Annotated in this window: 15 protein-coding genes; 7 read left to right on the top strand and 8 right to left on the bottom strand. The window is 62.6% G+C overall.

Going from position 1 to position 12,575, the window contains the following annotated elements; genetic code table 11:
- Positions 1 to 2: 2 nt before the first annotated feature.
- Positions 3 to 1,499: an efflux transporter outer membrane subunit gene (locus EKO19_RS37615; RefSeq protein WP_217705854.1), complete on the bottom strand. Its 1,497-nt coding sequence runs from the start codon at positions 1,497 to 1,499 to the stop codon at positions 3 to 5.
- Positions 1,500 to 1,735: 236 nt separating this feature from the next.
- Here EKO19_RS37615 and cysD point away from each other — a divergent pair, with 236 nt between their 5' ends.
- From cysD to cysQ, 3 genes are all read left to right on the top strand, one after another.
- Complete coding sequence (cysD, locus tag EKO19_RS37610) at positions 1,736 to 2,674, top strand: sulfate adenylyltransferase subunit CysD (protein WP_281281158.1); 939 nt, start codon at positions 1,736 to 1,738, stop codon at positions 2,672 to 2,674.
- A 71-nt stretch (positions 2,675 to 2,745) separates the two neighbouring features.
- Complete coding sequence (gene cysN, locus EKO19_RS37605) at positions 2,746 to 4,671, top strand: sulfate adenylyltransferase subunit CysN (RefSeq protein WP_129782588.1); 1,926 nt, start codon at positions 2,746 to 2,748, stop codon at positions 4,669 to 4,671.
- A 10-nt stretch (positions 4,672 to 4,681) separates the two neighbouring features.
- Entirely contained in the window at positions 4,682 to 5,482 is an 801-nt protein-coding gene (cysQ, locus tag EKO19_RS37600; RefSeq protein ID WP_217705853.1) for a 3'(2'),5'-bisphosphate nucleotidase CysQ, read from the top strand.
- A gap of 7 nt (positions 5,483 to 5,489) precedes the next feature.
- Here cysQ and EKO19_RS38545 read toward each other — a convergent pair whose 3' ends face one another.
- A complete protein-coding gene (locus EKO19_RS38545; RefSeq protein ID WP_157995635.1) occupies positions 5,490 to 5,657 on the bottom strand; it encodes a hypothetical protein in 168 nt (55 codons plus the stop codon).
- 53 nt (positions 5,658 to 5,710) lie between these two features.
- Between EKO19_RS38545 and EKO19_RS39640 the strand changes: the two genes are divergently transcribed.
- Positions 5,711 to 5,836 (top strand): hypothetical protein, encoded by a 126-nt coding sequence (locus EKO19_RS39640; protein ID WP_281281157.1) that lies wholly within the window; start codon positions 5,711 to 5,713, stop codon positions 5,834 to 5,836.
- Positions 5,837 to 5,975: 139 nt separating this feature from the next.
- On the opposite strand, the gene EKO19_RS37595 is transcribed toward EKO19_RS39640, so the two are convergent.
- The gene (locus EKO19_RS37595; RefSeq protein ID WP_129782586.1) at positions 5,976 to 6,524 is read right to left on the bottom strand and encodes a hypothetical protein; all 549 of its coding nucleotides are present in this window, start codon (positions 6,522 to 6,524) and stop codon (positions 5,976 to 5,978) included.
- Between the two features lie 325 nt (positions 6,525 to 6,849).
- On the opposite strand from EKO19_RS37595, the gene leuA reads away from it, so the two are divergent.
- A complete protein-coding gene (leuA, locus tag EKO19_RS37590) occupies positions 6,850 to 8,547 on the top strand; it encodes a 2-isopropylmalate synthase (protein ID WP_129782585.1) in 1,698 nt (565 codons plus the stop codon).
- 69 nt (positions 8,548 to 8,616) lie between these two features.
- Here the strand turns inward: leuA and EKO19_RS37585 are convergent, their stop codons facing one another.
- The 3 genes from EKO19_RS37585 to EKO19_RS37575 form a co-directional block, all read right to left on the bottom strand.
- Positions 8,617 to 9,045: a CBS domain-containing protein gene (locus tag EKO19_RS37585; protein ID WP_129782584.1), complete on the bottom strand. Its 429-nt coding sequence runs from the start codon at positions 9,043 to 9,045 to the stop codon at positions 8,617 to 8,619.
- Between the two features lie 69 nt (positions 9,046 to 9,114).
- On the bottom strand, positions 9,115 to 9,426 hold the full coding sequence (locus EKO19_RS37580; protein WP_129782583.1) for a DUF2934 domain-containing protein: 312 nt from the start codon (positions 9,424 to 9,426) through the stop codon (positions 9,115 to 9,117).
- Positions 9,427 to 9,597: 171 nt separating this feature from the next.
- Complete coding sequence (locus EKO19_RS37575; protein ID WP_129782582.1) at positions 9,598 to 10,080, bottom strand: FKBP-type peptidyl-prolyl cis-trans isomerase; 483 nt, start codon at positions 10,078 to 10,080, stop codon at positions 9,598 to 9,600.
- A 141-nt stretch (positions 10,081 to 10,221) separates the two neighbouring features.
- Between EKO19_RS37575 and EKO19_RS37570 the strand changes: the two genes are divergently transcribed.
- Both EKO19_RS37570 and EKO19_RS37565 read left to right on the top strand, forming a co-directional pair.
- Positions 10,222 to 10,635: a c-type cytochrome gene (locus tag EKO19_RS37570; RefSeq protein WP_129782581.1), complete on the top strand. Its 414-nt coding sequence runs from the start codon at positions 10,222 to 10,224 to the stop codon at positions 10,633 to 10,635.
- Positions 10,636 to 10,645: 10 nt separating this feature from the next.
- Positions 10,646 to 11,131 carry a hypothetical protein gene (locus tag EKO19_RS37565; RefSeq protein WP_129782580.1) on the top strand — a complete coding sequence of 162 codons (486 nt, stop codon included), beginning with the start codon at positions 10,646 to 10,648 and terminating at the stop codon, positions 11,129 to 11,131.
- Positions 11,132 to 11,144: 13 nt separating this feature from the next.
- On the opposite strand, the gene EKO19_RS37560 is transcribed toward EKO19_RS37565, so the two are convergent.
- Positions 11,145 to 11,855 carry an ABC transporter ATP-binding protein gene (locus EKO19_RS37560; RefSeq protein ID WP_129782579.1) on the bottom strand — a complete coding sequence of 237 codons (711 nt, stop codon included), beginning with the start codon at positions 11,853 to 11,855 and terminating at the stop codon, positions 11,145 to 11,147.
- Positions 11,852 to 12,574 carry an ABC transporter ATP-binding protein gene (locus tag EKO19_RS37555; RefSeq protein ID WP_129782578.1) on the bottom strand — a complete coding sequence of 241 codons (723 nt, stop codon included), beginning with the start codon at positions 12,572 to 12,574 and terminating at the stop codon, positions 11,852 to 11,854. Before EKO19_RS37555 ends, EKO19_RS37560 begins: the two co-directional genes overlap by 4 nt.
- Position 12,575: the final 1 nt, after the last annotated feature.

Below are 12,575 nucleotides of genomic sequence, written 5' to 3'. Positions count from 1 at the left end.
GATCAGCTGCCGGTGGTCGCGGTCGGGAACACCGACCAGCCACCGCCGAGCGCCTTGTACAGACGAATCAGATTGGAAGTCATCTCACCGTCGCTGACCGCGAGCGAATCTTCCAATGAAAGCAGCTGACGATCGGCGGTGAGCACGGTCTGGAAGTCGACCAGACCGGAGTTGTATTGGACCAGCGCCAGCTCGGCCGCGCGGCGCGCGCTGCCAACGGCCTCGATCAGCGCGACGTGGCGTCGTTGCTCGCTGCTCCAGGAATCCAGCGAGTTCTCCACTTCTTCATACGCGGCCAGCACGACCGACTCGTAGGAAGCGAGCGCCTGATCGACCAGCGCGTTCTGAACCTTGATGTTCTGTCGTAAGGCGCCGCCGTTGAACAGCGGCAGGCTCAGCGACACGCCGCTGCGCTCGAGGCGGGAGCCGTCGAGCAGATCGCTGGCAGTCAACGACTGCCAGGAGATCGAGCCGCTCAACGACAAGCTCGGATAGAGCGCGGCCGTCGCGACACCGACCTGTGCCGTCTGCGCGGCCAGCTGACGTTCGGCGCTCCGAATGTCCGGTCGACGCCGCAATACATCGGCAGGCACACCCGCGACGATATCAACGGGCGCCACTGGAATCGGTTTACGCGTTTGCAGCGCCGACTCCAGCGCGCCGGGCGTCTGGCCAGTCAGCACCGCGAGCCGGTTCATGTTCTGGACCAGGCTCGATTCCAACAGCGGAATCTGCGAGCGCGTCTGCTGGTAGCTGGTGTTGGCCGACTCGACATCGAGCACGGTCGTCAGACCGGCGTCGGCACGCCAGCGCGTGATATCGAGCGCCTCGCGCTGTGATTCGAGATTGCGTTCGGCGAAATCCAGCCGCGATTGCGCGGTTCGCACACCAACGTAGCTCAACGCCACGTCGCCGAGCAGAACGACCAACACGTCGCGCAACTGCGCTTCAGTGGCGGCGAGCTGTGCAGTGGCCGCTTCATACGAGCGTCGCTGGCCGCCGAACAGATCCAATTCCCAACTCGCGCTCAAGCCGGCGCTGTAGCTTTCGCCAACCGTGCTGACCGCTTCGCCACGCTCATTGAGATTCGATTCGGACTCGCTGCGACTGGCACTGGTCGAGCCACTGAGGTTCGGCCAGAACCCGGCGCCCGAGATGGCCCGTTGCGCACGCGCCTGAACGACGCGAGCATAGGCCTGCTTCACCGATTTGTTGTCGGCAAGCGCGCGCTCGATCAACTCATTCAGCTGCGGGTCGTTGAGCGTGGTCCACCAGGCCGCCAGCGACGGCGCATCCGGCGACTCGACGCGGACGCCGGTGGCAGGCAACTCGTGCCACTGGTCGGGGGTTACTGTCTGCGGCGGCCGATAATCCGGCCCCACGGCACAACCGGTGAGCGCCACGGCGACCGCCCCGGCCACGAGCGACCGGAACACGTGGGCGCCGCGTGCCGTTCTCGACGGCACCGCCATGGGCAGTTGTGTGTGCGTTCTGGGCATGCTGGAGGACTTTATTCGTGATGGCCAGCCTTCGATACGAATGGCCGGCCAGGGGCTGGCCTGCTGGTTAGTTGCCGCGCCAGGATGGAAGTTCAGCACGGCCCCCGGCCAAGTAGTGTTAAAAGATTGTAAGCATATGTATCTGAAAAGCCCGCGATTTTAGCTACGTCGACCGGTAGGGGGCGCGAGCGGTGACCTGCTTATAACCAGATTGCAGCGTCGCCGTACCAGTTGCGATATGCAGTCAAAGGCGCTTAACGCACAATTCTTCGATGACCAGATTGACCCATTTACAAAGACTCGAAGCCGAGTCGATCCACATCCTTCGAGAGGTGGTAGCCGAGTGCGAGCGGCCGGTGATGCTGTATTCCATCGGCAAGGACAGCGCGGTGATGCTGCACCTGGCGATGAAGGCGTTCTATCCCGCCAAGCCGCCGTTCCCGCTGCTTCACGTCGACACCACCTGGAAGTTCCGCGACATGATCGCGTTCCGGGACAAGCTGACCCAGGACCTGGGGCTGCAGCTGCTGGTCCATATCAATCAGGACGGCCTGGATCGCGGCATCGGCCCGTTCACTCACGGCTCGGCCGTGCACACCGACGTGATGAAGACCCAGGGCCTGAAGCAGGCGCTGGACAAGTACGGCTTCGACGCAGCCTTCGGCGGCGCCCGTCGCGACGAAGAAAAGTCGCGCGCCAAGGAGCGGGTGTTCTCGTTCCGCTCGGCCCAGCATCGCTGGGACCCGAAGCGTCAGCGCCCCGAGCTGTGGAACCAGTACAACGCGCGCAAGAACAAGGGCGAGAGCCTGCGCGTGTTCCCGCTCTCCAACTGGACCGAGCTGGACATCTGGCAGTACATCTATCTGGAGAACATTCCCATCGTGCCGCTGTATTACGCCGCCCGGCGCCCGGTGGTCCGGCGCGACGGCACGCTGATCATGGTCGATGACGACCGCATGCCGCTGCGTCCCGGCGAGCAGCCGGAAATGAAGTCGGTGCGTTTCCGCACGCTCGGCTGCTATCCGTTGACCGGCGCCATCGAGAGCGAGGCAGCCACGCTGCCCGAGATCATCCAGGAAATGCTGTTGACGACCAGTTCGGAACGGCAGGGCCGCGTGATCGATCACGACAGCGCCGCATCGATGGAGAAGAAGAAGCAGGAAGGTTATTTCTAGACCGAAGTGACTGGTGACTAATGACTACTGACTGGTCAGAGCTGCCCAGCGCAGCCTCGGTAATTTGAATCATGGCTCATAAATCAGATCTCATCGCGACCGATATTCAGGCCTACCTGAAGTCCCACGAGCACAAGAGCCTGCTGCGGTTCATCACCTGCGGCAGCGTCGATGACGGCAAGTCGACCCTGATCGGCCGGCTGCTGTACGAATCCAAGATGATCTTCGAGGATCAGCTCACTGTGCTTGAAGCCGATTCCAAGAAGGTCGGCACGCAGGGCGGCGAGCTGGATTTCGCATTGCTGGTCGATGGCCTGGCCGCCGAGCGCGAGCAAGGCATCACCATCGACGTCGCGTACCGTTTCTTCTCGACCGATCGACGCAAATTCATCGTCGCGGATACGCCGGGCCACGAACAGTACACGCGCAACATGGTCACCGGCGCGTCGACCGCCGATGTCGCGGTGATCCTGATCGACGCCCGCAAGGGCGTGCTGACTCAGACACGCCGGCACAGCTACATCGTGTCCCTGATCGGCATCAAACACGTCGTGCTGGCTATCAACAAGATGGATCTGGTCGGCTATTCGCAACAGACCTTCGACAAGATCGTCGCCGAGTATCGCGAGTTCGCGGCTCAGATCGGTCTCACGAACATCGTGCCCGTACCGCTCTCGGCCCTGCGCGGCGACAACATGCTCGAGCGCAGCTCCGCGACCAACTGGTATCAGGGCCCGACGCTCATGGAGTATCTCGAGACCGTCGAGATCGACGACGACTTGCAGCAGCGGCCGTTCCGTCTGCCCGTGCAATGGGTGAATCGCCCGAATCAGGACTTCCGCGGTTTCGCCGGCACGATCGCCAGCGGCTCGATCCGCAAGGGCGACACGATTCGCGCGTTGCCATCGGGACGCACCAGCAAGGTCGCTCGCATCGTCACTCACGATGGCGATCTGGAGCAGGCCGTCGCCGGACAATCGATCACGCTCACCTTGACCGACGAAGTCGATATCAGTCGTGGCGACGTGATCGCCGCGGCTGCCTCGCCGCCGGCGGTCGCCGATCAATTTCAGGCAACCATCATCTGGATGCACGAGGAAGCGATGCTTCCCGGCCGCCCGTATCTGATCAAACTCGGCTCGCGCACCGTCACCGGCAGCATCACGACGCCGAAATACAAGGTGAACGTCAACACGCTGGAGCATCTGGCCGCGAAACAGCTGGAGCTCAACGAAATCGGCGTGTGCAATCTGAGCCTGGACCGCGCCGTCGCGTTCGATCCGTACACGGACAATCGCGAGACCGGCGGTTTCATCCTGATCGACAAGATCTCCAATGATACGGTCGGTGCCGGCCTGCTGAGCTTCGCTCTGCGTCGCGCCGAGAACATCCATTGGCAGGCACTCGATGTGAACAAACATGCGCGCGCGGGCTTGAAGGGACAGCGTGCCTGCGTGCTCTGGTTCACGGGCTTGTCGGGTGCCGGCAAGTCGACGATCGCAAATCTGGTCGAGAAACGCCTGCATTCGCTCGGTCGACACACGTACACGCTCGATGGCGACAACGTGCGCCATGGCCTGAACAAGGACCTGGGCTTCACGGATGCGGACCGCGTCGAGAACATCCGTCGCGTCGCTGAAGTGTCCAAGCTCATGGTGGACGCGGGATTGATCGTGCTCGTGTCGTTCATCTCGCCGTTCCGTTCGGAACGACGTCTGGCGCGCGACCTGATGCAGCAGGGCGAGTTCTTCGAAGTGTTCGTCGATACGCCGCTGGAAGAAGCCGAGAAGCGCGACCCGAAGGGCCTGTACAAGAAGGCGCGTCGCGGCGAGCTGCAAAACTTCACCGGCATCACGTCGCCGTATGAGGCGCCGGAGCATCCCGAGATTCATCTGCGCACCGCACTGTCTTCTCCGGAGGCCGCGGCTGAGGAGATCATGAATCGGCTGCGCGACGCCGGTATGCTGTATCCGGCGGACGAGTTGTCCGGCCTGTAAGGAAACCGCCGTGACTCGAGCAGAACTGTTGGCGAACGTCGTCAAGCTGGCGCAACAGGCTGGCGACGCGATCCTGAGCGTGTACGGCGAACAGTTCGAAGTCACCCACAAGACCGATCAGTCGCCGCTCACCGTCGCGGATCTGCGCTCGCACGAGATCATTTCGAAGGGATTGCGAGCACTGACACCGGAGCTGCCGGTGCTGTCCGAGGAAGCCGCCGATATCTCCTACGAGCAGCGGCAGAAATGGACCCGCTACTGGCTGGTCGATCCGCTCGACGGCACCAAGGAGTTCGTGTCGCGCAATGGCGAATTCACGGTCAACATCGCGTTGATCGAAGATCACGTGCCTGTGCTCGGCGTCGTGCACGTGCCCGTCACGAGTACCACGTACACCGGCGCGGTCGGCATCGGCGCCATCAAGCAAGTCGATGCGCAGGCAGCGGAGCCGCTGCGAGTTCGTTCGCCCGCCGACAGCCCATTACGCATCGTCGGCAGCCGCTCACATCGCGGCGACACGCTCGATCAATATCTGCCGAAGCTGGCGCCCTATGAGCTGGTCGCCGTCGGCAGCTCATTGAAGTTCTGCCTGATCGCCGAAGGCAGCGCGGATTTCTATCCGCGCTTCGGTCCGACCAGCGAATGGGACACGGCGGCCGCGCAAGCGGTCGTCGAGGCCGCCGGCGGCGTGGTCGTCAAAACGAACGGTGAGCGCCTGCGTTACAACACCAAAGCGGATCTGCTGAATCCGCACTTCCTTGTTTACGGCGATCGCGGGCGCGACTGGCTGAAAACCCTGTCGCTGCGCTGATCCTCCGTTACGCGATCTGCTCGATCGTCACCGTCGCCCGCTTGCCCAGCAACTCATGCGAGTCGCTGCTGCGCGGTGGTCCCAGCAACACGAGCATCATCGCCACCATCACGCCCACGAGGGTACAAAGAATAATGGCATCGAGAGCGCCAACGAGCCTGGTATGAATATTCACGAGTCGTACTCCACAGTTGTAAAACCTGTCCAGAGCGGCTCCAGGCACGCGGCATGAGCTCGGCTTCAGCAACCGAAGGCGCGGCGATGCAGTCGTGCAATGAGTGTCTGGTTTTCATGGTGGAGACTTTGCCGCCGGCTCGTGACGACAAAGTGATTGCACGCGTGAAGAACGCGTGAAATTTGGGCCCGGCACTAATGGACAATGACCGATCGGGCATCCTGTCACGACGGTCATGCTCCGAGGAAAAAGCGTGGTTTTTCCTCTCCGCCGCCGCCCGTGGCGGCGAAGTACATCCGTGTACCTTGGGCAATGTCTCTAACGAGCGTCAGGGAGGTCGGCGGCCGACGGCTGGTTGGTTTGATCGTTCGCTTTTACCCGCAAGTACACTTGCGCGCCGCGCGTGGTGCCATCACGCGCCGGTAACATACTTGTGAGACGCACCGGATATTCACCCGCCGCGCTCGGTTGCAAACAGATATCCCGTTTGCTCCGGCTCAGGCCCAGGCGCTGTTTGTGATCCTGTCTTATCGAGATCGAGAGCGGCGCGCCGCCGATCAACTGCTTGCCCGGCCCCAACGTCCGGATATTCATCCTGGCCACGCACAGGCGCTGACCGAGCGCCAGCTCATTGACGACGGGCTCGACGTCGACCTGTTCCACTCTGACATTGGCGAGGCTCTTGGAGACCAGGTCGGAAGCCATGAACAATTGCCGTCCGGCATGCGCCGGAGCCTTGCCGGAACCGCTCGACGCCTCGCCCACGACCACCCAGACGATCTGGAACGGCCCCTCCTGACCCGCCGCCGGAGCGGCCGCCAGAGCCGCCACCAGCAGAGTCAACAGGGTTAAGGTCCGTTGCACCATATCCAATCAACCCAAGGCCCCGGGGAGCAGTTCCCCTACTGTACGTGACCCCCGTAGCGGATTGCCGCAGGAACTCCTTGCGTTTCGCTTCAGCGCCCTGCTAGATTCATGCACATGCGTACGAACCAGCAAATGTCTGCTCTGCCCCCCGGCAGTGGGCTGCTGCGTGCGCGCCTGCACCTGCGTCGCTAGACGCACACATCACACCCTCGCCTCCCCCTCTGAAATGAGACCCGGGATCGGCGCTAAAAAATAAGTCCCGTAATTCGATTCGCTTTCAGCGGCTGACAAGGTCATTGCCAGCTGCGATATAGGAAACGGAACCATGATGCAGGAACCCTCGAGCAAATATCGTTCATTCGCCCCCATCCCGCTGCCCGACCGCACCTGGCCGAGCAAAGTCATCAGCGCGCCCCCCCTGTGGTGCAGCGTCGACCTGCGCGATGGCAACCAGGCCCTGATCGAACCCATGGACGGCGCCCGCAAACGCCGCATGTTCGATCTGCTGGTGAAGACCGGCTTCAAGGAAATTGAAGTGGGCTTTCCGGCCGCCTCCCAGACCGACTTCGACTTCTGTCGCGAGCTCATCGAGCAGAACCTGATTCCGGACGACGTCACCATTCAGGTCCTGGTGCAGTGTCGCCCCGAGCTGATCGCCCGCACCTACGAGGCGCTCAAAGGCGCCCGGCGCGCCATCGTTCATTTCTACAATTCCACCTCCACTGTGCAGCGGCGCGTGGTGTTCGGCCTGGACCGCGCCGGCATCACCGATATCGCCGTCAAAGCAGCACAGTGTGTACGCGAGCATGCCGAGCGCCATCCGGAAACCGACTGGCGTTTCGAGTACAGCCCCGAAAGCTTCACCGGCACGGAACTGGACTTCGCCGTTGAGATCTGCGACGCCGTGAACGCGGTGTTACAGCCGACGCCGGAACGCAGAGTCATCATCAATCTGCCGGCTACGGTGGAGATGGCAACGCCGAATATTTATGCCGACCAGATCGAGTGGTTCCTGCGTCATGTGAAGAACCGCGATTGCATCCTCCTGTCCCTGCATCCTCACAACGATCGCGGCACCGGTGTCGCGGCCGCCGAGCTGGGCATGATGGCCGGCGCCGACCGTGTCGAAGGCACGTTGTTCGGTAACGGCGAACGCACCGGCAACGTCGACGTCGTGACGCTGGCGTTGAACATGTACACGCAGGGCGTTCATCCGGGCCTGGACTTCTCGAACATCAACGAAGCGGCGCGCATTGCCGAACATTGCAATCAGCTGCCGATTCATCCGCGTCATCCGTACGTCGGCGACCTGGTGTTCACCGCGTTCTCGGGCTCGCATCAGGACGCGATCAAGAAAGGGTTCGCCGCTCGCCGCGAAGGCGACATTTGGGAGATTCCGTATTTGCCGATCGACCCGCGCGACGTGGGCCGCACTTACGAGTCGGTCATTCGCGTCAACAGTCAGTCGGGCAAGGGCGGCATCGCTTATCTGCTCGAGCGCGACTACGGCATCACCATGCCGCGCCGTTTGCAGATCGAGTTCAGCCAGGTCGTGCAGGCTGTCACCGACGCGACCGGCAAGGAACTGTCATCCGAGCAGATCTGGGCACTGTTCCAGCAGGAATTCCTCGGCGACAACGGCTCGTATGTTTATGGCGGGCACCAACTCACTTCCCTGCGCGATCAGCACGAAGTCGAGCGACTGTCGCTGAAACTGAAGTGCAATGGCCAGGGCGCCCTGCTGCACGGCGAAGGCAACGGCCCGATCGACGCCATCGTCGACGCGCTGGGTCTGCGCTTCGACGTGCTGTCGTATGAAGAGCATTCGGTGGGCACGGGCAGCGGCGCGAAGGCCATGGCGTTCGTCGAAATCACCACGCCCGCTCGCGCCACGCTGTTCGGCGTCGGCTATCACGAGAACATCGTGACCGCCTCACTGCTCGCCGTGCTGAGCGCCGTGAACCGCGCCCTGCAGCGCGGCCTGCTGGACGACGCGATGCCCGTCGCGACCGCCCAGGGCTGATCGAAACATTCCAGAAGAAAAAAATCCTGTTCCCCCTCCCGAATCGGGAGGGGGCCAGGGGATGGGTTCTCACCCAGCGATATACCGCTCCAGCTGGGTGATGGTCTGCTGCTGTTCTTCGATCACGGCCTTCACGCAGTCGCCGATCGAGACCATCCCCACCAGCCGGTTTTTTTCCACGACCGGCAGGTGGCGGATGCGCAGCTCCGTCATCAGTTCCATGCAACGGTGGACGCCCTCATCGACGGTCACCGTGGTCACCGGTGAGCTCATGATCTGCCAGACCGGGGTATCGGAGCTGGAGCGGCCCAGCAGAATCACTTTCCGGGCGTAATCACGCTCCGACACGATGCCGACCAGCTCCTGGTCGCGCACCACTGGCAGCGCGCCGATGTGCTTGTCGGCCATCAGTTGAATGGCTGCCAGCACCGGCTCATCGGGACCTATGGTCCACACGGACTTGTTCTTGAAGGCAAGCAGGTAACTTACGCGCAGCATCGCGGGCCTCCTTCTTATAGGAGGACCAGCCTACTCCCAAAGACGCGCGCGATGAAATGAGTGCAGACGTCAGCCGTACAGCTTGGCGTGAACGACGCGCTCGGCTTCCAGCCAGTCGTCCAGCTCGTGGCCGGGCATGAAATTCCGCGCGGCGGCCAGGTAATAAGCAGCCGTGGCGATCATGCTGCCTACATCTTCGGGCATCGGCTCGAGAGTGGCGGCGACGATGGCCATCTCCGCCTGCGCGGTCTTGGCTGTCGGTGATTTGCGAGCAGCGCGCGGTTTTTTTGCCGCGGCCGGCTTCGCTTCGACTGCATCTTTGGAGACTTTGGGCTTGGCGCGAGTGCGCTTGGCGGGTGAGGAATCAGGGGTGATTTCCATCGGCATTTCCTCGAACCGAAAGTGAGCACTCCTTGTGCAAGCATGGAGTGTGCCACCGAGGCGGCGCCATTCTACGGTGCGGATATGACCAGGAAATGTCGGCAGGCCGCGCCCGGCGGCTGTGCAAGATCTTCGGCGTACGCACGTCGATAGTGCGCACGCCGGTCGTGATCAGTGGTGATGGCCGCCCGGGCCATGCACGTGGCCGTGTGCCAGTTCTTCCTCGGTCGCGGCACGGACGCCGACGATTTCCACCTGGAAGTTGAGGTTCTTGCCGGCGAGCGGATGGTTGCCGTCGAGCGTCACCATGTCGCCCTGAATGTGGGTGATGGTCACCGCGCGCACACCCTGCTCCGATTGAGCATGCAACTGCATGCCGACGTGCAGATTGCCGACGCCCTTGAGCGCCCGACGCGGCACCTGCTGAATCAGGGCCTTGTCGAATTCGCCGTAACCGTCGGCGGGCGTGATTTTCACGTCCAGCTTGTCGCCTTCGCCCTTACCTTCCAACTCGCGCTCCAGGCCCGGGATCAGATTGCCGTTGCCATGGATGTAGGCGAGCGGCTCGCCGCCGGCCGAGCTGTCGATGGTTTTGCCTTCATCGTCGGTCAGCGTGTAATGGATCAGTGCGACAGCGTCTTGAGTAATTTGCATGACAGGGCCTGAAAGGCAGTTGGCCGAAACGGGGCATTATGGACCAACGAGGCCGCAAACGCCCGCACCGTTGCCCGGCCGGGACAACTTGGCCAGGTTGGATATACTCCGCCGCCGTCGGGGGAGACGGTAGGTGTCTGAATGTATTCGCCGAAGTTGAATGGGACCTGGATCCTTGCGGGTGTTCTATCGCTGGCCGTGACGGCCTGCAGCTCCGGCGGCGGAGGCGGCGACCCGACTCGCGGTCGCGAGCTGTACACCAAGGAGTGCGCCGCCTGCCACTCGCTCTCGGCCAGCACCGAGAACGCACCGATGCACTGTGGCCTGTTCGGTCGCAAGGCCGGCACCGTGCCCGGCTTCCCGTATTCCGAAGCCATGCGCTCATCGGGCCTGGTCTGGGACGAGAAGACCCTGGACGAATTCCTGGCCGCGCCGTACCAGGCGCTGCCGGGCACGATCATGGGCTTCCCCGGGTTCACTCAGGAACAGGATCGCAAGGATGTGATCGCCTACTTGAAACAGGCGAGCAAGGATCCGGATCAGTGCAAGAAGTGACGTTCGCGCCGTGGCCGTCTGGCAGTTCACAATAGCGCTTCTGCCGCAGGGTTGGCTCGATGGCGGCGGCGATGTGCAGTCGCTGTTTGCCGAGCACGGCTTCGATCCCGCGACGGCATGGGGGGCCTATCGGCGCCCGGATCTCGAAGAAGTCCTGGGCGGCGCCCTGAGCAAGCGGAAATCCTGGTATCCGGATCTCACCCTATGGGGCAGCGAGCGCAGCGACGGCATCCAGTTGTCGCGCCGTAAGGGCAAGGTGACTTCAGTCGTCGTGCACTTCGATCTGCGCGAGCCGAACATGACTCTCTTGCAGCAAGTGATTCACATGGCACGGGAGCTGGGCCTCGCCATTCTGGTGGTTGAAACAGAAAGCGTCGTGCCATCGGACGTGGAGCAGCTGTTGCGGGCCGCTGCGGAATCGCGAGCTGCGCACTTCGTGCTGGATCCCGCGTCGTTTCTATCGCAAATGGAAGTGGCGAACACGCGAGCAATGTAGTGCGCCGGCCAGCTCAATCACCCAGGTACGCGCGCCTGACCTCGGGATGATCCAACAGCTCGCCACTTTCGCCGGCGAACACGATCTGCCCCTCGCGCAGCACGTACGCATAGTCGGTCGAGCGCAGGCTCAACTGCACGTTCTGCTCGACGAGCAGCAAGCTGAATCCACTCTGCGCCAGGCGGGCCAGCACATCGAAGATCTCCGCGACGACTTTTGGCGCGAGGCCAATCGACGGCTCGTCGAGAATCAACAGCCGCGGCCGGGTCATCAGCGCACGACCGATTGCAACCATCTGTTGCTCGCCACCGGACAGTGTGCCGGCCGTTTGCCTGGCGCGCTCGCGCAGTCGAGGAAACAACTCGAACACCGTCTCCAGGGTCTGTGCTCGATGCACCTTGGCATCGCCGAACGTCGCGGCAGCGAGCAGATTCTCGAGCACGGTGCATTCCGGAAATAGCAGTCGTCCTTCCGGCACCGTCGCGATGCCCGCTCGCGTGCGCTGGGATGCACCCAGGGAGCCGATGGAGGCGCCATTCCATTCAAGGTCGCCCTCGCGCAACGGCAGTAGACCGTTGATTGCCCGCACGACCGTACTCTTACCCGCGCCATTCGATCCGACGAGCGCGACTCGCTGACCCGACGCGATACCGAGATCGATATTCCGCACCACGTTGATATGACCGTAACCGGTGCAGACATTCTTCAGCCGAAGTGCACTCATGTCTGCGCGTTGCCCAGATAGGCTTCCTGCACGCGCGGATCGGCGATCACCTCGCGAGTCGCGCCTCGCCTGAGCACTTTCCCAAAGCACAACACGACGGCTCGCGAACAAAGACTGGTCACTACCGGGATCGAATGTTCGACGACAATGACCGCGATGCCTTCGCGAGGCAACTGCCGGATCCGCTCGCACATCGCGGCTGACTCGGTCGCCGTCAATCCCGCCAGCATTTCATCGAGGAGCAGCAACTGCGGCTGCGTTGCCAGCGCTCGGGCAATCTCGAGCTGGCGCAACTGCGCGACGTTCAACGTTTCGGCATCAACCGCCGCCAGCTCTGCCATGCCGACACGATCGAGTACCGCCTGCGCCGCAGTGGTTGCCTGTTTCGCCGATGGGTGCCGTGAAAAGGCCGCGACCTTCACATTCTCCAACACCGTCATGCCACGAAACGGCTTGACCAGCTGAAACGTTCGCGCGAGCCCTCGATGACAGATCTCGTGCGGCGCCCGACCATCGATACGCTCCCCTCCGAGACGAATCGTCCCGCTCGTAGGCGCTGCCGCGCCGGCGAGGCAATTGAACAGCGTCGTCTTGCCCGCGCCGTTCGGACCGATGACTGCAAATATCTCACCCGCGGCGACGTCGAAACTGACGTCGCTGAGCGCGTGCAAGCCCCCGAAGGACTTGCTCAGACCCTGCACTTCGAGCAGCGGCGTCATG

The sequence above is a fragment of the Peristeroidobacter soli genome (assembly GCF_004138485.1).
GTDB lineage: Bacteria > Pseudomonadota > Gammaproteobacteria > Steroidobacterales > Steroidobacteraceae > Steroidobacter > Steroidobacter soli.
The sequence above is the reverse complement of the archived record's forward strand: the minus strand, read 5'-3'. Positions and strand labels throughout refer to the sequence as shown.

Bases quoted from the DNA above. Each gene is read 5' to 3' on its own strand.
- EKO19_RS37595 (WP_129782586.1), bottom strand. From the start codon at position 6,524: ATGGTGCAACGGACCTTAACCCTGTTGACTCTGCTGGTGGCGGCTCTG.
- EKO19_RS37570 (WP_129782581.1), top strand. From the start codon at position 10,222: ATGTATTCGCCGAAGTTGAATGGGACCTGGATCCTTGCGGGTGTTCTA.
- leuA (WP_129782585.1), top strand. From the start codon at position 6,850: ATGATGCAGGAACCCTCGAGCAAATATCGTTCATTCGCCCCCATCCCG.
- EKO19_RS37555 (WP_129782578.1), bottom strand. From the start codon at position 12,574: ATGACGCCGCTGCTCGAAGTGCAGGGTCTGAGCAAGTCCTTCGGGGGC.
- EKO19_RS37575 (WP_129782582.1), bottom strand. From the start codon at position 10,080: ATGCAAATTACTCAAGACGCTGTCGCACTGATCCATTACACGCTGACC.
- cysN (WP_129782588.1), top strand. From the start codon at position 2,746: ATGGCTCATAAATCAGATCTCATCGCGACCGATATTCAGGCCTACCTG.
- EKO19_RS37560 (WP_129782579.1), bottom strand. From the start codon at position 11,855: ATGAGTGCACTTCGGCTGAAGAATGTCTGCACCGGTTACGGTCATATC.
- EKO19_RS37580 (WP_129782583.1), bottom strand. From the start codon at position 9,426: ATGGAAATCACCCCTGATTCCTCACCCGCCAAGCGCACTCGCGCCAAG.
- EKO19_RS37615 (WP_217705854.1), bottom strand. From the start codon at position 1,499: ATGCCCAGAACGCACACACAACTGCCCATGGCGGTGCCGTCGAGAACG.
- EKO19_RS39640 (WP_281281157.1), top strand. From the start codon at position 5,711: ATGAGCTCGGCTTCAGCAACCGAAGGCGCGGCGATGCAGTCGTGCAAT.
- EKO19_RS37585 (WP_129782584.1), bottom strand. From the start codon at position 9,045: ATGCTGCGCGTAAGTTACCTGCTTGCCTTCAAGAACAAGTCCGTGTGG.